Origin of the sequence: Sphingomonas faeni, assembly GCF_040407505.1 — a bacterium.
GTDB classification, from domain to species: domain Bacteria; phylum Pseudomonadota; class Alphaproteobacteria; order Sphingomonadales; family Sphingomonadaceae; genus Sphingomonas; species Sphingomonas faeni_E.
This window is the reverse complement of the sequence record NZ_JAPZPQ010000002.1, coordinates 632,174-650,932: the sequence shown is the minus strand read 5'-3', so window position 1 is coordinate 650,932 and position 18,759 is coordinate 632,174. Positions and strand designations below refer to the sequence as shown.

The following is an 18,759-nucleotide window of genomic DNA, read 5'->3' as shown; positions in this document are numbered from 1 at the left end:
GTGAGCCCCCTCCACCACCGACCAAGCGGTCGGCGGTTCCCCTCCCCGTTCCGGGGAGGATTAGCCGGCCTTGGCGACGCCGACCATGGCGGGACGCAGCAGGCGGTCCTTGATCATGTAACCCGCCTGCATCTCCTGGACGATCGTCCCGGCCGGCTGGTCGCTCGGCACTTCGAGCATCGCCTGGTGCTTGTTCGGATCGAGCATCTGGCCCTCCGCGACGATCTTGGTGATGCCGTGGCGCTGGAACACGCTCTCCAGCTCGCGACCGGTTGCCTCGAGCCCTGTGACGAGCCCCTTCATCTTGTCGTCCGCACGCAAGTCGGCCGGAATCGCCGACAGCCCCCGCGAGAGATTGTCCGCAACCGACAACACGTCGCGCGCGAACGCCGTCGCGGCATAGGCGCGCGCGTCCTGCGCTTCCTTCTCCGCGCGGCGTCGGACGTTCTGGATCTCGGCCTGTGCGTACAGGACGTTCTGCTTGGCTTCCGCCAGCTGGTTCTCGAGCTCGGCGACGCGGTCGTTCGAGGCCACCTCAGGCGCGGCTTCGGCGGTCTCTTCGCGCAGGTCTGCAGGCGTGTTCTGGTCGATGTCGGACATGGTTTTCCCTATAAATTGGGCCGGCTCAACCCATCAACCGGGCGAGCGTTGCAGCCGTGAAATCCACCATGGGCACGACGCGCGCATAGTTCAACCGCGTCGGGCCTATGACACCGACCACGCCAACCACCCGCCCGTCCAATCCGCGGAACGGTCGGGCGATCACCGAAGACCCTGACAACGCGAACAATTTGGTCTCCGCGCCGATGAAAATTCGCGTCGAATCACCGGCCCGCGCACTGTCCAGAAGCGATGCCACTTCCTGCTTTCCCTCGAGATCATCGAGCAGGTCGCGGACCCGGTCGAGATCGGCGGCGGCGGCGGCATCGATCAACCGCCCCTGCCCGCGCACGATCAACACCGGGCGACGATCCGCATCCTCGCTCCATACTGCGATCCCGCGCTCGACCAAGGTCCGCGCCGCGCCGTCGAGTGCCGCCTGCCCATCCGCCAGTTCGCGCTCGATCCGGGTCCGTGCATCTGCCAGCGTCAGGCCGCCGAGCGTCGCCGACATGTAGTTGCCCGCCTCGATCAGCGCGGACGGCGACATGCCCTTCGGCAGCGCGATCACGCGGTTCTCGACCGAGCCATCCTCACTGACCAGCACCGCCAGCGCCTGTTCCGGCGACAGCGCGACGAACGCGATCTGGCGCAGCTTCAGCTCGCGCTTCGGCACCATCACCAGCCCTGCGCACGCCGAGAGCCCGGACAGCGCGAGCGTGGTGGCGGCGAGCGCCTCCTCGACCGGACCACCGACGCCGGCGCGGGCCTCGATCGTCTGGCGCTCCTCGAACGACGGTTCCATCGCCTGCATCATGCCGTCGACGAACAGCCGCAGGCCGCGGTCAGTCGGCATGCGACCGGCGCTGGTATGCGGGCTGGCGAGCAGGCCGAGACCTTCCAGCTCGCCCATGACGCCGCGAATCGAGGCGGGCGAGAGGCTGAGGCCGGTAAGCTGCGCGATCGTCTTCGACCCGACCGGCGTGCCGCTGGCGAGATAGCTGTCGACCACCGCACGAAAAATGTCGCGCGCGCGATCGGTCAGTTCGGTGACGGGGGGCGTGGCCATCGCTTTGATCTAGGGCGGATCGCGCGTCCTACAAAGGGGCAATGCGCGCCGCCACCAGCCGTCCCACACGCCGTCATCCTGACGAAAGTCAGGATCCAGAGCCATGGAGGACAGCGCTCGGTTACTCTGGATCCTGACTTTCGTCAGGATGACGGGCTCTTTCGTCAGGATGACGGGGAAGGCTGGCGAGCGACCAAACGAAAGGCTAGGCAGCGGGCAACCACTCACTCCCGTTAGGATAAGACTATGCGCCCATCCGGCCGCGCCCCAGACCAGATGCGTGCGATCACGATCGAGCCGCGCTTCACCAAGCATGCCGAGGGCTCCGTCCTGATCGGCTTCGGCGACACCAAGGTGCTCGTCACCGCCAGCGTCGAGGAGAAGGTGCCGCCGTTCATGCGCGGCAAGGGCGAAGGCTGGGTGACCGCCGAATACGGCATGCTCCCGCGCGCCACCAACACGCGCAACAACCGCGAGGCCGCCAAGGGCAAGCAGTCGGGCCGCACGCAGGAAATCCAGCGGCTGATCGGGCGTTCGCTCCGCGCGGTCGTCGACCTGAAGCTGCTCGGCGAGCGCCAGATCGTGATCGACTGCGACGTGATCCAGGCCGATGGCGGCACGCGCACCGCGTCGATCTCTGGCGGCTGGGTCGCACTGCGGCTTGCGATCGACGGGTTGCTGGCGAGCGGCAAGCTGACCGCCGACCCGCTGACGCAGAAGGTCGCGGCGATCAGCTGCGGCATCTACCAGGGCAATCCGGTGCTCGACCTCGACTATATCGAGGATTCGGGTGCGGATGCGGATGCGAACTTCGTGCTGCTCGAAAACGGCAACATCGCCGAGGCACAGGCAACCGCCGAGGGCGCAACGTACGACGAGGAGGCGCTGCTCCGCCTGCTCCGCCTCGCGCGGATCGGCTGCACCGACATCTTCGCGGCGCAGGCGAAAGCCGTCGCCAAGTGAGCGGCGAGGGCAAGGAACCGCAGGCGATCCGCAAGCTTGCTCCCGGCAAGCTGGTCATCGCCAGCCACAACAAGGGCAAGGTTCGCGAGATCGCGGCGTTGTTGGAAGGCCGGGGGCTCGAAGTCGTCTCCGCCGCTGAACTCGACCTGCCGGAACCCGTCGAGACCGGCACAACCTTCTTCGCCAATGCCGAATTGAAGGCGCGTTCGGCCGCCGATCTGTCGGGCTACCCCGCGCTCGCCGACGATAGCGGGCTGTGCGTCGATGCGCTGAATGGCGATCCGGGCGTCTACACGGCGGATTGGGCTGAAACGCCGAACGGTCGCGACTGGATGATGGCGATGCAGAAGGTCGAGGACGCGGTCGTCGCCAAGGGGCCGGATGCGACGCGCGGCGCGCATTTCGTCAGCGTGTTGGCGCTGGCTTGGCCAGACGGTCATGTCGAATGGTTCGAGGGGCGTGCCGAGGGGACGCTCGTCTGGCCGCCGCGCGGCGATGTCGGGTTCGGGTACGATCCGGTGTTCGTGCCGCTGGGCTACGACCAGACCTATGCCGAACTCCCGCACGAGACGAAGAACGCGATCAGTCATCGGAACGAGGCGTTCAAGCTGCTCGAAGCCGCGGTGTTCTGATTTGCCCTAAGGGCGGAACGATTGACCCTCCCCCGCCAGGGGGAGGTGGCACCGTAGGTGACGGAGGGGGAGGACACGAAGCAGGCGTTTCCCTGTCCCCCCCTCCGTCTGGCAAGGGCCAGCCACCTCCCCCTGGCGGGGGAGGATCACAAATTTCTGGCCACTTCAGACGGCGATCAGTTGCCTCTCCGGCCACGTCACCACAGGCAGCGCCTCGAACGCCGGTTTCGCCAGCAGATACCCCTGGATGTACCGCACGCCGAGCCCCCGCAGTGCCTCGAACTCGCCAAGCGTTTCGACCCCCTCGGCAATCACCGAGATCCCCAATCCCGTGCACATCCGCAGCATTCCTTCGACGATCATCCGCCGCGGCAGGCTCGTATCGATGTCGCGGATCAGCTCCATGTCGAGCTTGATGATATCCGGCTGGAACCGCGCGAGCAGGTTCAATCCCGCATGCCCCGCGCCGAAATCGTCGAGCGCTGTGCCAAAACCCATCTTCTGATACGTCGCGATGATGTTCGCGACGTGCGCCGGATCCTGCATTTCCTCGTTCTCGGTGAACTCGAAGATCAGGCGATCGGTCGGCATGCCCACTGCCGCCGCGGTCTTCAGCGTCAACTGGATGCACGCAGCTGGCGAATAGACCGCGTTCGGGAGGAAGTTGATCGACAGCCGAGCGGGCGTATCGAGCAGCCCGGCCTTCACCGAAGCCTCGATCGCGCGCACCCGGCATTGCTGGTCGAACGCGTAGAGGTTCTCGCCGTCGACCTGAGAAAGGACGCTGGCCGCCGACTGGCCTTCGGGACCGCGAACCAGTGCTTCGTAGGCGAAGACCGTCTCGGTCTCGACGTCGACGATCGGCTGGAACGCCATCGAGAAGGCAAACGACAGGCCGGCGCCGTCTCGGCATCCGACGCAGCCACCGGGCCGCACGCCATCGGGTTTGGATACTGGTATCATTAAAGCAGGTTAGCCGACGATCGCTTAAGAAAGTACCACCGAGGTAGCAATACCTGCTTATCCCAGATCAATAAGCGCGCTCGCCGAAGACGTTGCCGGGGGGCGAGTAGCGGCACACCAGATAGTCGTCGGTCTTGTTGCTCGCCATCGCGCAGCCGACCTGCGTCGAGCCGCGCCAGACGATCTGCGTGTAGTGCGCGACGTCCTCGAACTTGCCGGTGCGGCTGAACCCGGGGGTCGGCTGGTTGATGAAATCGCTCTTCTCGGCGACCCAGTGCCCCATCATTTCGGTGTATGCATAGGCATAGCGCGTGCCGGTCCAGAGGTTCTCGCCTTCGCGCGACATGCCCTGGGGTTGCGGGGCGTGTGCAAATTTGCCGGTCCGCGCCAGTTCCTCGGCATAGGCGCGCGCGGTCGTTGCCAGCGTATCGCTCCAGGTGAGAGGCGCCACGCCGACGGCGGCGCGCGCGGCGTTGTGGCCGTCCATCATCGCGGTCTTGAGCAGGCTCGCGCCGCGCGGTGCCGGCGCCATGGTATCGCGCGGCTCGACGACACGCTCGGGCCCCTGTGCGCAGCCTGCCAGCAAAAGCGCCCCGGCGATCGCCAAACCCATCCGTGCCGTCATTGCGCTTCCTTCAGCCGCCCCGTGCGACCATATGCGCGAGATAATGCCCGTCTTCGAAACACCAAGCCCTTCGTCTGATCTCGCGCTTTACGTCCACTGGCCGTTCTGCGTGTCGAAATGTCCGTATTGCGACTTCAACAGCCACGTTCGCGAGGAGGTGGACCAGGCGGCTTGGCGGGATGCGCTGCTGACCGACCTCGCGCATGAGGCGGGCGTGTTGCCGGGACGGAAGTTGCAGTCGATCTTCTTCGGAGGGGGCACGCCGTCGCTGATGCCGCCCTCGACCGTGGCCGCCGTGCTGGATGCGGCGGAGAAGGCCTGGGGTTTCGCCGAGGGAATCGAGATCACGCTGGAGGCAAATCCGTCCTCGGTCGAGGCGGCGCGATTTGCGGATTTGGCGCGTGCTGGCGTGAACCGGGTGTCGCTCGGACTGCAATCGCTCGACGATACGGCGTTGAAGTTTCTGGGGCGCGCGCATGACGTGAACGAGGGACAGGCCGCGCTCGCCACCGCGCAGAGCGTCTTTCCCCGCGTGAGTTTCGACCTGATCTATGCGCTGCCCGGCCAGCGGCTCGACGATTGGCGCGCAGAACTGGCGCGCGCGTTGAGCCTTGGGACGGAACATCTCTCGCTGTACCAGTTGACGATCGAGGCCGGCACGCGGTTCGCGACCGAAGCGCTGGCGGGGCGGATCGTGATCCCCGACGGCGATTCGGCCGCCGACCTGTTCGAGGCAACGCGTTCCGATACCGCCGCGGCCGGGTTGCCAGCGTACGAAACGTCGAACCATGCCCGGCCGGGATCGGAGAGCCGCCACAATCTCGCATACTGGCGGTACCAGGATTACGCCGGGATCGGGCCGGGCGCGCATGGGCGTCGCGGCGGACTGGCGACGGTGCGGCGGAAAAAGCCGGAGAACTGGCTGGCGGCGATCGAGCGCAATGGCCACGGCATGGAGGTGGAGGATCCGCTTTCGCCGTCGACGCGGGCGACCGAGGCTTTGCTGATGGGGTTGCGGTTGGCGGAAGGCGTCGATCTGGACCGGATCACCGCACTGAACGCGGGCGTGGTGCCGGTCGATCTGGCGGCGGTGGCGCGGTTGGAGGCGCTCGGGCTGATCGTGCACTCGCCGGGTCGATTGCGCGTCACCGAAGCGGGTGCGCTCCTGCTCGACGCGATCCTGCCCGAGATCGTCACCGCCTAGAGGTGTTCACCCGCGAAGGCGGGTGAACATAGAGCTTACTTCCCGAACCCGCTCGGCGCGGGCGAGACCACCGTGGTCGTGCCGCCGCGGATCTCCTTAACCTCGAGAGCGCGCTCGGCGACGCTGTCCTTGCCGAAGCGGAACGCACCGTCGATGCCGGCGAAGCCATCGCCGTCGCGCAGGCGATTCACCGGGAACGGCGTGCCGGGCTTCCAGTCGCGCGCGATGCGGACCGTCAACAGGACCGAGTCGTAGCCGAGGCTCGACAAGCGGTATGGCCCTGCCCCGAACCGCGCGCGATATTTGGCGGCATATTGGCGGTACAGCGTGTCCGAAACGCTCGCATACCAGGCGCCGTTGAGTGCAGCCTTCGCGGCGATCGCGGTGTCCGAATTCCACAGTTCGGTGCCGAGGATACGCGTCGAAGCGCCGCTGCCGCGCTTAACCATCGCGGCCGCGGAGGCGGCGGTGGCGCCACCGTCGGCGATCAGGACCGCATCATAAGGCGCTTTCGCCGCAAGCCGCGTGACGGCGCCGGAAATGCCCCCGGGGCCGCGCGCGTAGGTCTGGAGCGAAACGACTTGGCCGCCCGCGCCTTCCACTGCGCGGAGGAACGCGGTGGACGCGCGCTCGCCGTACAGTCCGTTGGGGACGAGGCCGGCGAAGTTGCTGACGCCACGCTCCTTCGCGAAATCGACGACGCGCGCGATCGACTGGGTCGGTACATAGCCCATCAGGTACGCGCCGTTGCCCGCCACGCCGAGATCGTTGGAGAAGCTCAGCACCGGAATGTTCGCGGCGCGCGCGATCGGGGCGACCGCGCGAACGTCGTCGGCGAGCAGCGGCCCCAGGATCAACTGCGCGCCCTCGGCGATCGCGCGCTGCGCGGCGGCGGCGGCGCCGGTCGCGGTGTCGTAGTTGGTGATGCGAACGCGCTGGTTCTGCGTATCGAGCAGCGCCAGCATCGTCGCGTTGGCGATCGAGGTTCCGACGCCCGCGTTGCTACCCGACAGCGGCACGAGCAGCGCGACGCGATTGCGCTCGGCATCGCGCGGGATGCCGGTCTCGACGCCGATGTCGGGGCGATCGACGGGGCGCGTGGTCGGACGCTGCTGCGACGGCTCGACGGGACCACGCGGGACGATCGTCTGGCACGCGCCGAGCAGACATGCCGCCGTGAGCGCGGCCCACCGTAGGAATGCGCGTGGTTGCCGTATCGTCGTCGCGTCTGCCATGACCGTCCCCATGAACCCTGAAACTCTTCTCGATCCCGGCCTCTACATCGTCGCGACCCCGATCGGCAATCTTGGCGATCTGTCGCCGCGCGCCGCCGACATCCTCTGCCGCGCCGATGTGATCGCGGTCGAGGACAGCCGCGTCACCGCAGGTCTGCTCCGCCACATCGGCACGAAGACACCGATGGTGCCGTATCACGATCACAGCGCGGAGGGCGTGCGCCCGGCGCTGATCGCGCGGATGGCGACGCAGGCGGTGGCGCTGGTGTCGGACGCGGGGACGCCGCTGATCTCCGACCCCGGTTTCAAGCTGGTGCGCGACGCGCGCGCGGCCGGGCATCTGGTGGTGACGATTCCAGGGCCGTGTGCGGCGGTGGCAGCGCTGACGCTGGCGGGGTTGCCGACCGACCGGTTCCTGTTCGTCGGGTTCCTGCCGTCCAAGATGCATGCGCGGGCCGAAGCGATCGCGGAGGTGGCGACGATCCGCGCGACTCTCGTCATGTATGAATCGGGGCCGCGGCTGGGGGCGTGTCTGGCGGCGCTGTTCGAAGGTCTCGGCGACCGCGAGGCGGCGGTGACGCGCGAGATCAGCAAGAAGTTCGAGGAGGCGGTGACGGGGACGCTGTCGACCCTAGCGGCGCGCTACGCGGACGCGCCGCCACGAGGGGAGATCGTGATCGTCGTCGCACCGCCGGGTGAGGCGCCGCCGGCGAGTGCCGAGGATGGTGACGCGGCGCTGGTCGAGGCGTTAACGCGCCTGTCTACCGGGCAGGCCGCGAGCGAGGTGGCGAAGAAGCTCGGGCTCGACCGCAAGGCGCTGTATACTCGGGCGCTGGAACTGAAGCCGAAGGCCTGATCTCCCCTCCCGCTTGCGGGAGGGGTCGGGGGAGGGCATGCTATAGACGTGCCGCTCCCGCCCTCCCCTAGCCCCTCCCGCAAGCGGAAGGGGAACACGATTGACCGACAGGTTGCGGAAGCAACAGGGCGTCGCGGCGAGCGCCTGGCAGGGTGGTGGCTGCGGCTGAAGGGCTGGAGCATTCTCGATCGCCGCGTTCGTACCCCCGCTGGCGAAGTTGATCTCGTCGCGCGCAAAGGCAACCTGATCGCGTTCGTCGAGGTCAAGACGCGCGCCACCGCGGCCGAACTCGACTTCGCGATCGACGAGCGCCGCCTCGCCCGCGTCGCCGCAGCGGCCGAATACCTGATGCCACGCTATGCCGGACCGGGCGACGATATCCGCGTCGACGTCATCCTGCTCGCCCCCGGCACCCGCCCGCGCCATATCGAGAATGCCTAGATCGGGTGACGCCGCCATGCGGGGTTACGAGAGCCACAAGCTCTCCGTCATCCTGACGAAAGTCAGGATCCAGAGCCATGAAGCGATGCCCTTGATTATCCTGGATCCTGACTTTCGTCAGGATGACGGGGTTACGCGTGCCACGCCGCCCGGTGACTTCGCGCCCGCCCGCGCCTACATGCGCTCGACCGAACAGAAGGAAGACGCATGAGCCTCACCGTCGCCGTCCAGATGGACCCGCTCGACAGCATCAACATCGCCGGCGATTCGACCTTCGCGCTGATGTTGTCCGCGCAGGACCGCGGGCACACGCTCTTCCATTACTCGGCCGAGGACCTGAACTACCGTGACGGCCGCGTCTGGGCGAAGGCGCACCCGGTCACCGTGCAGCGCGTCGTCGGCGATCACTTCAGCGTCGGCGAGCCGGTGAACCTCGACCTCGGCGACGAGGCCGACGTCGTGCTGATGCGCCAGGATCCCCCGTTCGATCTCGGCTATATCACCGCGACGCATCTGCTCGAGCGGATCGCCGACAAGACGCTGGTAGTGAACGACCCTGCACAAGTGCGGAATGCGCCTGAGAAGGTGTTCGTGCTCGACTATCCGCAGTTCATGCCGCCGACGCTCGTCACCCGCTCGCTCGACGAGGCGCGGAAGTTTCTCGCGGAGCACGGTGCGATCGTGATCAAGCCGCTGCACGGCAATGGCGGCAAGGCGATCTTCAAGGTCGAGTCGGATGGCGCGAACCTGTCGGCGCTGATGGAAGTCTTCAACATGACCTGGCGCGAGCCACACATGGTGCAGGCGTTCCTCCCCGACGTGGCGAAGGGCGACAAGCGGATCGTGCTGATCGACGGCGAAGTCGCGGGCGCGATCAACCGGTTGCCGGGCGAAGGCGAGATCCGTTCGAACCTCGCCGTCGGTGGATCGGCGGAGAAGTCGGTGCTGACCGACAAGGAGCGCGAGATCTGCGCGGTGCTCGGGCCGGAACTGAAGAAGCGCGGGCTGTTGTTCGTCGGGATCGACGTGATCGGCGGGACGTGGCTGACGGAGATCAACGTGACGTCGCCGACGGGTATCGTCGCGATCGAGAAGTTCGATGGGACCGATGTCGCGGGGATGATCTGGGATGCGATCGAGGCGAAGGTGACGGCGCGATAACCGTCCAAATCTGTTTGGCACTTACCCCCTGAAACAGGGGAAGCTTGTTTCCCCGCGAAGGCGGGGACCCAGACTGGGCTCCCGCCTTCGCGGGAGAACAAGGAAGTGCAAACGGTCATTCGAATATTGTCGATGATCGATCATGCGGAACGATGGATGCCGGAACACATCCGGCATCCCGGCAGTATGTGATACCCATGACCGAATTCATCCTCGATCTCATCGCCTGGGGCGGATATTTCGGTATCTTCCTGTTGATGGCGCTCGAGAATATCGTGCCGCCGGTACCGTCCGAAGTCATCATGGGCCTCGGCGGCATGGCCGTCGCGCGCGGCGACATGAGCGTCGTGCCGCTGATCGCCTGGGGCACCGCGGGCTCGGTCGTCGGCAACTACTTCTGGTATTATATCGGCCGCAACATCGGCTACGAACGCTTCCGCCCGTTCATCGAGCGCAACGGGCGCTGGCTGACGATGGAATGGTCCGACGTCGAGAAGATCCACCGCTTCTTTATGAAGCGCGGCGGCTGGGTGATCTTCGTGTTCCGGTTCATGCCGACTTTCCGCACCGTCATCTCGCTACCCGCGGGAATGACGCGCATGCCGATCTGGCAGTTCGTGATCTGGACTGCGGCGGGCAGCGCGATCTGGAACACCGTGCTCACCTATGCCGGCATCCTGCTCGGCTCGCATTTCGAGGAACTCGATCGCTATGTCGGCCCGGTCGCGGTGGCGACGTTCGTGGTCATCATCATCGGCTATGGATGGCGTGTGCTGACCTGGAAGCCGAAGGGCTAGACGCCGCCATGCGGGTGGGCGTTGCGATAGACGTCCATCAAATGCGCGGCATCGACCTGCGTATAGACCTGCGTCGAACTCAGGCTCGCATGGCCGAGCAACTCCTGTAGCGCGCGCAGGTCCGCCCCCCGCCCCAGCAGATGAGTCGCGAAACTATGGCGCAGAGCATGCGGCGTCGTCCGATCGCCCAGTCCCAGCCGCGCCCTCGCTGACTGCACCGCCCGGCGGATCATCACCGGCGACAACGCCCCGCCCTTCGCCCCGCGGAACAGCGGTTCGCCGCGCGTAACCGGCCACGGCGTCTGCGCGACATACGCCTCGATCGCCGTACGCACCTGCGGCAACAACGGCACCACACGCGTTTTCGCACGCTTGCCCGTCACCCGGATCGTCTCGCCGAGCGGCAGGATATCGCCCCGCAACGTCAACGCCTCGCCGATCCGCAACCCTGCGCCATACAGCAGTATCAACACCGCCCAGTCGCGCGCGCCGATCCACGGCTCGGCCGCATCGTCCGCCACCTCCTCCGCCAAAGCGACTGCCTCGGCCGGCGAGATCGGTCGCGGCACGCCCGCCTTCACGCGCGGCCCCCGCATCCGCGGTTGCTCGGCGCCTTCGTTGGCCCAGGCCAGGAACCCGCGCACCGCCGACAATTCGCGCGCCGCGGATGCATTGCCCAACCCCGCCTCGCGACGCTGCGCCAGATACGCCCGCAGGTCACTCGCCGTCACCCGCCCCAGCGTTCCGCGGGTGATCCGCTCGCCCCAATGCCCGACCAGGAACGCCGTCAGCCGTTCGGCCGACGCCCGATAAGCCCGGATCGTGTGGACCGAGCGTCGCCGATCACGCCCGAGATGCTCCGCCCAGAGCATCGACGGCGGCAGGATTTCGAGCGTCTGATCTTTATCGGTAGGCATATGTGGACAGTAACGCCCCGAACAGGCAAAGAAAATTAACCCGGCCGCTATATTCGAGTCTCATGTCGCCTGTCGATCTTATCACAGACAACTTTTCAGACGAAGCACGGCGCGTGGCGGCGCTTCAGGCCCTGGCGTTGCTCGATAGCGAACCCGAGCGCGAATTCGACGCATTGGTGGCGCTGGCCGCAGAAATGCTGGGCTGCCCTAACGCCCTGTTAACTCTGGTCGACAGCAATCGGCTCTGGATCAAGGCTGCAAGTGATGGCGAACGCGGTGAAATCTCTCGTGACGTCGGCATGTGCAACTATACGATCCGCGGCAAGGAACCGATGGTCATAGAAGACGTCGCGAACGATTTACGATTCGCGGCCAATCCCCTCACGCAATCGCCCGACGGCATTAGATTTTACGCCGGTGCGCCGGTCAATGCGAGAGACGCGAGCGGCGAACATTATGCGATCGGCTCGATCTGCGTCGTCGATACTGTACCGCGATCTCTGAACGACGCCGGGCGTCGGGCGCTGACCCATCTCGCAACGCTGGCCGAGGCGATGATCGCCGCGCGGTCCGCTGCACGCCAGGCCATCGCGATCGCCACGACTGCGGATCGCCAGGCGGCCGCGCTAGCCCGTCAGGACCGCGTTTTCCGGCAGGCGGAGCGGATGGCGGCGATCGGATCGTGGCGCGTGTCGCTGGCCGACGACAAGCTGCAATGGTCGGATGGCGTCTATCACATCCACGGCCTGCCGATCGGCGACCTGCCCGACATGCCGGTGGCGATGGAATTCTATCCGCCGCATGCCCGCGACGAGATGAACGCATCGCTCCGGCGAACGATCGAAACCGGCGCGCCGTTCGATATCGAAGTAGATTTCAAGAACGCGCAGGGCGAAATGCGCCGCGTCCGCGTCCTTGGAGAGTGCGAGACCGCGGACGGTCAGACCGTCGCGCTGGTCGGCGTCTTCCAGGACGTGACCGAACGCCATGCGCTCGAGGTCAATCTCCGACGCTCGGCAAATACCGACTCGCTGACCGGGATTGCCAATCGTGCGGCGTTCGATCGGGCGCTGGATACGGCGATGACGCGGTCGCATGCGGACGGCACGCCACTCTTGCTCGCGCTGGTCGATCTCGATGGCTTCAAGGCGATCAACGACACGCTGGGCCATACCGCAGGCGACGACGTGTTGCGCGGCGTCGGTCGGATCTTGAAATCTCCCTGGCTCAAGAACAGCTTTGCCGCGCGCGTCGGTGGCGACGAATTCGCGGTCCTGATCGAGGACCCCGGCATGGCCGCAAACCCTGGCCATATCTCAGCCCGGCTCGAAGAAGCGTTGCGTTTTCCGATCGCGCTGAACGGCCTCGCGATGGTCAGCGCAGGGACGGTTGGCATCACGGCCTTGGACCGTGATTGCCATTCGGTCCGCGATTTCATTCACCGCGCCGATACGATCCTGTACCAGGCGAAGCGCGCGCGTGTCGGCGAGCGACGCCGCCCGAACCGCGACGCCGCGTAAGGCTGCATCGACCGACCCGACGTAAGCGGTTCACGCGGAGTCGATCTGTCCCCATATACCGACACGATGTCGTCCCGCGCCCGTGTCCTGATCCTCAACGCCGCCCTCGGGCCGCTCGACTACCGCGTGCCCGCCGGCATGGAGGTCGGACCGGGCTCGATCGTGGTCGCCCCCCTCGGACCGCGGCAGTTGCTTGGCGTGGTGTGGGAAGCCGAACGGATGCCGTCCGACGCGGAGGTCGGCGACAACCGGTTGCGCAACCTGCTCGCGGTCGCCGACGTGCCGCCGCTAGGGGCGCCGTTGCGGCGGCTGGTCGAGTGGACCGCGGACTATTACCTCGCGCCGGCGGCGTCGGTGTTGCGGATGACGCTGGCGTCGACCTCGGCGCTGGAGGGGGCACGAACCGCTGTAGAATACCGTTCTACCGGGGTCGTGCCACCGCGGCTCACCCCCCAGCGCGAGCAGGCGCTGGAGCGGATCGGTGACCGCCAAGGCCTCATCCGCGAACTGGCAACGCTGGCGGAGGTCAGCGACGCGGTGATCCGCGGGTTGGTGAAGGTCGGCGCGATCGAGGCGGTCGAGGTCAGCATCGACGTCCCCTACCCCGTGCCCGATCCGCAGCATCATGAGCCGACCTTGTCAGAGGACCAGCGGGCAGCAGCCGATGTCCTGGTCGCTGGCGTGGCCGAGCACGAGTTCCATCCTACGTTGCTCGACGGCGTTACGGGCTCGGGGAAGACCGAGGTGTATTTCGAGGCGGTGGCCCAGGCGATCCGCGACGGCCGCCAGACGCTCGTCCTGCTCCCCGAAATCGCGCTGACCGAGCCGTTCCTGAAGCGCTTCCACGACCGCTTCGGCTGCGAGCCTATCGCGTGGCATTCGGGGCTTCGTTCGACCCAACGCCGACGCGCTTGGCGCGCGATCGCCAGCGGCGAGGCGCTAGTGACGGTCGGCGCGCGCTCGGCACTTTTCCTGCCCTACCGCGACCTCGGGCTGATCGTCGTCGACGAGGCGCACGAGACCAGCTTCAAGCAGGAAGAGGGCGTGCATTATCATGCGCGCGACGTCGCGGTGATGCGCGGCAAGTTCGAGGGGTGCCCGGTCATCCTCGCCTCCGCGACGCCGGCGATCGAGACTCGGCAACAGGTCGCGACCGGGCGCTACGCGGAGCTGAAGCTGCCCGGCCGGTTCGGGGCGGCGGAGATGCCGACGATCGAACCGATCGACCTGATCAAGGAACCGCCCGAACGGGGTCGCTGGCTCGCGCCAAGGCTCGTGAAGGCGATTCAAGCGACGTTGGAGCGGCGCGAGCAATCCTTGCTGTTCCTTAACCGCCGTGGCTACGCGCCACTGACATTGTGCCGGACATGCGGGCATCGGTTCCAGTGCCCGAACTGCACCGCATGGATGGTCGAGCACCGCCTGACGCGCCGGCTGGCGTGTCACCATTGCGGCCATGCCGAACCGACGCCGCGCGTGTGTCCCGAGTGCAAGGGCGAGGACACGCTGGTCGCCTGCGGGCCCGGCGTGGAACGCATCGCCGACGAGGTGATCGCCCTGTTCCCCGAGGCAAAGACCGCCGTCGTGACCTCCGACACGATCTGGTCCCCCGCCAAAGCCGCGGAATTTGTAGGCCGAATGGAGGCCAACGAAATAGACATCGTCATAGGCACGCAGTTAGTGACCAAGGGCTATCACTTTCCGAACCTTACCCTAGTCGGCGTGGTCGATGCGGATCTAGGCCTCGACGGCGGCGATCTGCGGGCTGCGGAGCGCACGTTCCAGCAGATCCGGCAGGTGTCGGGCCGCGCCGGGCGTGGCGAGAAGCCGGGCCACGTGTTCATCCAGACGCATAGCCCCGGCGCACAGGTGATGCAGGCGCTCATCACCGGCGATGCCGACGCGTTCTACGCTGCGGAGACGGACGCGCGGAAGGACGCGGGCGCGCCGCCGTTCGGGCGCTATGCCGCGATCGTGGTGTCGTCGGAGGACCAGTCCTGCGCGCACGAGACCGCCAAGCTCGTCGGCCGTAGTGCGCCCGAAGTCGACGGCATGCACGTCTACGGCCCCGCCCCCGCCCCGCTGGCAATGCTGCGCGGCCGGCATCGCTACCGACTGCTCGTCCACGCGCGGCGCGCGCTGGACGTGCAGGACGTCATACGGGACTGGCTGGGGAAGCTGGAATGGCCATCCAAGGCGCGGGTGACGGTGGACGTCGACCCGTATAATTTTCTTTAGATAGCCCGATTGACCAGGTCGGCGGCGTTGCTAGCATCGGCTCAAGTTAGGGGTCAGCATAGTGCGCAAAATACTAGGTGCCATCGTCGGAATATTGTGCTCATCAGCGGCGCAGGCTGAATGGTATGAAGCGACCTCGAAGCATTTCGTCGTGTACCTGGACGGCGACCCCGCCAAGATCAAAGCGTACACCACGCGGCTTGAACGTTATGATGCTGCCGTCAAGGCGTTGTGGAACGTGCCTGATAACAATCGCGGTCCATCGGCCCGAGTAACAGTCTTTCAGGTCAACGATATCGAAACCGTTCAACGCCTTTCCAACCAACCGGGCGGCAATGTCGCCGGATTCTACAGTCCGCGCGCATCGGGCCCGGTAGCCTTTGTACCTCGCCAGTCCAGCGGGCACGACGAATCGTGGCAAATCAAGTCGGAGCGCGTGCTGCTTCATGAATATGGCCATCATTTTATGTATGCCGACTGGCCTGGCGCTATTTTCCCGCAATGGTTCTCCGAAGGGTTTGCCGAATATCTTTCAACCGCGATCTTCAATGCCGATGGCAGTGTGACGTTCGGCGCGCCGCCGACCGATCGTGCGTGGGGCGTTGCCATGATCAATCAGATGCCGCTGTCGAAGATGCTTCAGCCGGAACTCGGCAATCTGACCGACAATGAAACCTACGCCTTATACAGCCGCGGTTGGCTGTTCACGCATTTCCTGCTCAACGATCCGCAACGCCGTCAGCAGCTTGCGAGCTATCTCGGCGCTGTCAACGACGGTAAATCTGTCGAGGAGGCGACGAAGGTCTTCGGCCCCTTGAAAGCGCTCGACTTCAAGCTGTTGTCCTACGCACAGCGGCCGAACTTTGCTTCACTGGTCATACCGTCGTCGGCGTTGAAGATCGGTCCGGTGGATATCCGGAAATTGACACCGGGCGAAGTCGCTACGATGCCCGTACGACTCCGCACGACAGCGGGTGTGCCTGAAAAGTTGGCTCCCCAGATCGCTGCCCAGGCGCGGCAGGCCGCCGCGAGTTATCCTGATGACGCAAGCGTCCAAAACGAACTCGCCGAAGCTGAGTATGATGCCAAAGCGTATCCCTCGGCGATTACCGCGGCAGACCGGGCGATTGCTGCCGACCCGAAATCGGTCCACGCGATCCTCTACAAGGGAATGGCACTTCAGGCCGTCGCGGAAGCGGCCAAATCCACCGATCCCAAGCAGTGGCAGGAGGTTCGCCGCTGGTATGTCGCAGGCAACAAGCTTGCGCTCGAAGATCCTGAACCGCTCGTACTCTTTTACCGGAGCTTCAAACCCGCCGGTCAGAAGCCGTCCAAGGCTGCAGACTCCGGATTGCTGTATGCGTCCGCACTCGCGCCGTTCGATTTAGGACTGCGGACGGAGGCTGCACGGGTGTACATGCAACAGGGCGACGCATCCAAAGCCCGTACCGCGTTGCAGCCGGTGGCCTATAGTCCCCACGGCGGTAAAGATGCGGTCAAGCTGAGGCCGATCCTGACGACACTCGAAACTGCGGGTACGCAAGCTGCGCTCCAGCAGCTCGATGCTGTGATGGCAGAGACCGAGGCTAAAGCGAAAAAGGACGGCAAGGCGGACAGCAGCGACTGATATCGCTTCAGGCCGCCACAGCCGCTACTGGAATTGGTGCTTTACTCGCCGGCGTGTTCGGCGAGGATGGTCAGGCCCTTGGCGTTGACCTCGGCGAAACCGCCCTTGATCGCGATGACCTCGGGGGTGCCGTTCTGCGTGCGGAAGATCTGCACGCCGCCGTCGCGGACCGTCGACATGAACGGCGCGTGGCCTTCGAGGACGCCGAAATCGCCTTCGGTGCCGGGGACGACGACCATGTAGACCTCCTCCGAGCGGACGAGCTTTTCTGGCGTGACGAGTTCGAAATGCAGCATCTTGTTCGCCTTCTCCCTCTCCCCTGCGGGGAGAGGGTCGGGGTGAGGGGCAGTACCGGGCGAAGGCGCTTGTGGCGGCCCCTCACCCCAACCCCCTCCCCGGAGGGGAGAGGGAGCTAGAAAGGCTTAAGCTTCCGCAGCCATCTTCTCGGCCTTGGCGACGGCTTCGTCGATGCCGCCGACCATGTAGAACGCCGCCTCGGGTAAGTGATCATACTCGCCCTCGACCACGGCCTTGAACGACCGGACCGTGTCCTCGAGCTGGACGAACTTGCCGCTGATGCCGGTGAAGACCTCGGCGACGTGGAACGGCTGGCTCAGGAACTTCTGGATCTTCCGCGCACGCTGGACGGTCAGCTTATCCTCTTCCGACAGCTCGTCCATGCCGAGGATCGCGATGATGTCCTGCAGCGACTTGTACTTCTGCAGCGTCGACTGCACCGCACGCGCCGTATCGTAATGCTCCTGGCCGACGACACGTGGCTCGAGCAGACGCGAAGTCGAGTCGAGCGGATCGACCGCCGGGTAGATGCCCAGCTCCGAGATCGCACGGTTGAGGTTGGTCGTCGCATCGAGATGCGCGAACGACGTTGCCGGTGCCGGATCGGTAAGATCGTCTGCGGGAACGTACACGGCCTGCACCGAGGTGATCGAGCCCTTGTTGGTCGACGTGATGCGCTCCTGCAGCGCGCCCATGTCGGTCGACAGCGTCGGCTGATAGCCCACTGCCGACGGGATACGACCGAGCAGGGCCGAAACCTCGGCTCCCGCCTGCGTAAAGCGGAAGATGTTGTCGACGAAGAACAGCACGTCCTGGCCTTCGACGTCGCGGAAGTATTCAGCGATCGTCAGGCCCGACAGCGCGACGCGGGCACGCGCGCCTGGCGGCTCGTTCATCTGGCCGAATACGAGCGCGACCTTCGAGCCCTCCGACTGCGGATTGCCGTCGGCATCCTTGGCAATGACGCCCGCGTCGAGGAACTCGTGGTACAGATCGTTACCCTCGCGGGTACGCTCGCCGACGCCGGCGAAGACCGAGGTGCCACCATGGCCCTTGGCAATGTTGTTGATCAGCTCCTGGATCAGCACGGTCTTGCCGACGCCGGCGCCGCCGAACAGGCCGATCTTGCCGCCCTTCGCATACGGTGCGAGCAGATCGATGACCTTGATGCCGGTGACCAGGATCGCGCTCTCGGTCGACTGGTCGACGAACAGCGGCGCCGAGGCGTGGATCGGAGCGGTCGTCTCTGCGCCGACCGGACCGCGCTCGTCGATCGGCTCGCCGATGACGTTGAGGATTCGGCCGAGCGTCTTCGGGCCGACCGGAACGCGGATCTGCGAGCCGGTATCGGTGACGGTCTGGCCGCGGGTCAGACCCTCGGTGGCGTCCATCGCGATCGTGCGAACGGTGTTCTCGCCGAGATGCTGCGCGACCTCGAGGACGAGCCGGTTGCCATTATTGTCGGTTTCGAGCGCCGACAGAATGGCGGGCAAATTGTCGGGGAAATGCACGTCGACGACCGCACCGATGACCTGCGAGATGCGGCCGGTGTTGTTGGTGGCCTTGGGGGCGAGCGTGGTTCCGAGGGTCTCTGGGGCGGTTGCCATTGTCTGC

General features: G+C 65.8%; 19 protein-coding genes. 11 read left to right on the top strand and 8 right to left on the bottom strand.

Annotation, left to right across the window (positions count from 1 at the left end):
• Positions 1-60 precede the first annotated feature (60 nt).
• A complete protein-coding gene (gene grpE / locus O6X71_RS09550) occupies positions 61-600 on the bottom strand; it encodes a nucleotide exchange factor GrpE (RefSeq protein ID WP_353465649.1) in 540 nt (179 codons plus the stop codon).
• 25 nt (positions 601-625) lie between these two features.
• Positions 626-1,669, bottom strand: a complete 1,044-nt coding sequence (hrcA, locus tag O6X71_RS09545) for a heat-inducible transcriptional repressor HrcA (RefSeq protein WP_093399755.1) — start codon at positions 1,667-1,669, stop codon at positions 626-628.
• A 246-nt stretch (positions 1,670-1,915) separates the two neighbouring features.
• On the opposite strand from hrcA, the gene rph reads away from it, so the two are divergent.
• Both rph and rdgB read left to right on the top strand, forming a co-directional pair.
• Positions 1,916-2,632: a ribonuclease PH gene (rph, locus tag O6X71_RS09540; protein WP_056055360.1), complete on the top strand. Its 717-nt coding sequence runs from the start codon at positions 1,916-1,918 to the stop codon at positions 2,630-2,632.
• Positions 2,629-3,264, top strand: coding sequence for an RdgB/HAM1 family non-canonical purine NTP pyrophosphatase (gene rdgB, locus O6X71_RS09535; RefSeq protein WP_353465648.1), 636 nt, complete (start codon positions 2,629-2,631; stop codon positions 3,262-3,264). The genes rph and rdgB overlap by 4 nt, the downstream gene beginning before the upstream one ends.
• A gap of 165 nt (positions 3,265-3,429) precedes the next feature.
• On the opposite strand, the gene O6X71_RS09530 is transcribed toward rdgB, so the two are convergent.
• The gene (locus O6X71_RS09530; RefSeq protein WP_353465882.1) at positions 3,430-4,140 is read right to left on the bottom strand and encodes an EAL domain-containing protein; all 711 of its coding nucleotides are present in this window, start codon (positions 4,138-4,140) and stop codon (positions 3,430-3,432) included.
• 154 nt (positions 4,141-4,294) lie between these two features.
• On the bottom strand, positions 4,295-4,852 hold the full coding sequence (locus O6X71_RS09525) for a CAP domain-containing protein (protein WP_353465647.1): 558 nt from the start codon (positions 4,850-4,852) through the stop codon (positions 4,295-4,297).
• A gap of 43 nt (positions 4,853-4,895) precedes the next feature.
• On the opposite strand from O6X71_RS09525, the gene hemW reads away from it, so the two are divergent.
• Positions 4,896-6,056, top strand: a complete 1,161-nt coding sequence (hemW, locus tag O6X71_RS09520) for a radical SAM family heme chaperone HemW (RefSeq protein WP_353465646.1) — start codon at positions 4,896-4,898, stop codon at positions 6,054-6,056.
• A gap of 35 nt (positions 6,057-6,091) precedes the next feature.
• Here the strand turns inward: hemW and O6X71_RS09515 are convergent, their stop codons facing one another.
• Positions 6,092-7,291, bottom strand: coding sequence for a penicillin-binding protein activator (locus O6X71_RS09515; protein WP_353465645.1), 1,200 nt, complete (start codon positions 7,289-7,291; stop codon positions 6,092-6,094).
• A gap of 10 nt (positions 7,292-7,301) precedes the next feature.
• On the opposite strand from O6X71_RS09515, the gene rsmI reads away from it, so the two are divergent.
• The 5 genes from rsmI (at position 7,302) to O6X71_RS09490 (ending at position 10,546) form a co-directional block, all read left to right on the top strand.
• The gene (gene rsmI, locus O6X71_RS09510; RefSeq protein WP_353465644.1) at positions 7,302-8,147 is read left to right on the top strand and encodes a 16S rRNA (cytidine(1402)-2'-O)-methyltransferase; all 846 of its coding nucleotides are present in this window, start codon (positions 7,302-7,304) and stop codon (positions 8,145-8,147) included.
• A gap of 99 nt (positions 8,148-8,246) precedes the next feature.
• Positions 8,247-8,588, top strand: coding sequence for a YraN family protein (locus O6X71_RS09505; protein ID WP_353465881.1), 342 nt, complete (start codon positions 8,247-8,249; stop codon positions 8,586-8,588).
• Between the two features lie 16 nt (positions 8,589-8,604).
• On the top strand, positions 8,605-8,799 hold the full coding sequence (locus tag O6X71_RS09500; RefSeq protein WP_353465643.1) for a hypothetical protein: 195 nt from the start codon (positions 8,605-8,607) through the stop codon (positions 8,797-8,799).
• Positions 8,796-9,749: a glutathione synthase gene (gshB, locus tag O6X71_RS09495; protein WP_353465642.1), complete on the top strand. Its 954-nt coding sequence runs from the start codon at positions 8,796-8,798 to the stop codon at positions 9,747-9,749. The genes O6X71_RS09500 and gshB overlap by 4 nt, the downstream gene beginning before the upstream one ends.
• A 197-nt stretch (positions 9,750-9,946) precedes the next feature.
• Positions 9,947-10,546: a DedA family protein gene (locus tag O6X71_RS09490; RefSeq protein ID WP_093399762.1), complete on the top strand. Its 600-nt coding sequence runs from the start codon at positions 9,947-9,949 to the stop codon at positions 10,544-10,546.
• Here the strand turns inward: O6X71_RS09490 and O6X71_RS09485 are convergent.
• Complete coding sequence (locus O6X71_RS09485; protein WP_435368470.1) at positions 10,543-11,418, bottom strand: tyrosine recombinase XerC; 876 nt, start codon at positions 11,416-11,418, stop codon at positions 10,543-10,545. The genes O6X71_RS09490 and O6X71_RS09485 overlap by 4 nt on opposite strands.
• 158 nt (positions 11,419-11,576) lie before the next feature.
• Here O6X71_RS09485 and O6X71_RS09480 point away from each other — a divergent pair, with 158 nt between their 5' ends.
• The 3 genes from O6X71_RS09480 to O6X71_RS09470 all read left to right on the top strand — a co-directional run bounded on the left by O6X71_RS09480 (position 11,577) and on the right by O6X71_RS09470 (position 16,848).
• The gene (locus O6X71_RS09480) at positions 11,577-12,983 is read left to right on the top strand and encodes a sensor domain-containing diguanylate cyclase (protein WP_353465640.1); all 1,407 of its coding nucleotides are present in this window, start codon (positions 11,577-11,579) and stop codon (positions 12,981-12,983) included.
• 66 nt (positions 12,984-13,049) lie between these two features.
• On the top strand, positions 13,050-15,221 hold the full coding sequence (locus O6X71_RS09475) for a primosomal protein N' (protein ID WP_353465639.1): 2,172 nt from the start codon (positions 13,050-13,052) through the stop codon (positions 15,219-15,221).
• A 61-nt stretch (positions 15,222-15,282) separates the two neighbouring features.
• Entirely contained in the window at positions 15,283-16,848 is a 1,566-nt protein-coding gene (locus O6X71_RS09470; RefSeq protein ID WP_353465638.1) for a hypothetical protein, read from the top strand.
• A gap of 41 nt (positions 16,849-16,889) precedes the next feature.
• Here O6X71_RS09470 and O6X71_RS09465 read toward each other — a convergent pair whose 3' ends face one another.
• Both O6X71_RS09465 and atpD read right to left on the bottom strand, forming a co-directional pair.
• Complete coding sequence (locus O6X71_RS09465) at positions 16,890-17,144, bottom strand: ATP synthase F1 subunit epsilon (protein ID WP_353465637.1); 255 nt, start codon at positions 17,142-17,144, stop codon at positions 16,890-16,892.
• Positions 17,145-17,270: 126 nt separating this feature from the next.
• The gene (atpD, locus tag O6X71_RS09460; RefSeq protein ID WP_056065176.1) at positions 17,271-18,752 is read right to left on the bottom strand and encodes a F0F1 ATP synthase subunit beta; all 1,482 of its coding nucleotides are present in this window, start codon (positions 18,750-18,752) and stop codon (positions 17,271-17,273) included.
• Between the last annotated feature and the right edge of the window lie 7 nt (positions 18,753-18,759).

Bases quoted from the DNA above. Each gene is read 5' to 3' on its own strand.
- grpE (WP_353465649.1), bottom strand. From the start codon at position 600: ATGTCCGACATCGACCAGAACACGCCTGCAGACCTGCGCGAAGAGACC.
- hrcA (WP_093399755.1), bottom strand. From the start codon at position 1,669: ATGGCCACGCCCCCCGTCACCGAACTGACCGATCGCGCGCGCGACATT.
- rph (WP_056055360.1), top strand. From the start codon at position 1,916: ATGCGCCCATCCGGCCGCGCCCCAGACCAGATGCGTGCGATCACGATC.
- O6X71_RS09530 (WP_353465882.1), bottom strand. From the start codon at position 4,140: ATGGCGTTCCAGCCGATCGTCGACGTCGAGACCGAGACGGTCTTCGCC.
- O6X71_RS09525 (WP_353465647.1), bottom strand. From the start codon at position 4,852: ATGACGGCACGGATGGGTTTGGCGATCGCCGGGGCGCTTTTGCTGGCA.
- hemW (WP_353465646.1), top strand. From the start codon at position 4,896: ATGCCCGTCTTCGAAACACCAAGCCCTTCGTCTGATCTCGCGCTTTAC.
- O6X71_RS09515 (WP_353465645.1), bottom strand. From the start codon at position 7,291: ATGGCAGACGCGACGACGATACGGCAACCACGCGCATTCCTACGGTGG.
- rsmI (WP_353465644.1), top strand. From the start codon at position 7,302: ATGAACCCTGAAACTCTTCTCGATCCCGGCCTCTACATCGTCGCGACC.
- O6X71_RS09500 (WP_353465643.1), top strand. From the start codon at position 8,605: ATGCGGGGTTACGAGAGCCACAAGCTCTCCGTCATCCTGACGAAAGTC.
- gshB (WP_353465642.1), top strand. From the start codon at position 8,796: ATGAGCCTCACCGTCGCCGTCCAGATGGACCCGCTCGACAGCATCAAC.
- O6X71_RS09490 (WP_093399762.1), top strand. From the start codon at position 9,947: ATGACCGAATTCATCCTCGATCTCATCGCCTGGGGCGGATATTTCGGT.
- O6X71_RS09485 (WP_435368470.1), bottom strand. From the start codon at position 11,418: ATGCTCTGGGCGGAGCATCTCGGGCGTGATCGGCGACGCTCGGTCCAC.
- O6X71_RS09475 (WP_353465639.1), top strand. From the start codon at position 13,050: ATGTCGTCCCGCGCCCGTGTCCTGATCCTCAACGCCGCCCTCGGGCCG.
- O6X71_RS09465 (WP_353465637.1), bottom strand. From the start codon at position 17,144: ATGCTGCATTTCGAACTCGTCACGCCAGAAAAGCTCGTCCGCTCGGAG.
- atpD (WP_056065176.1), bottom strand. From the start codon at position 18,752: ATGGCAACCGCCCCAGAGACCCTCGGAACCACGCTCGCCCCCAAGGCC.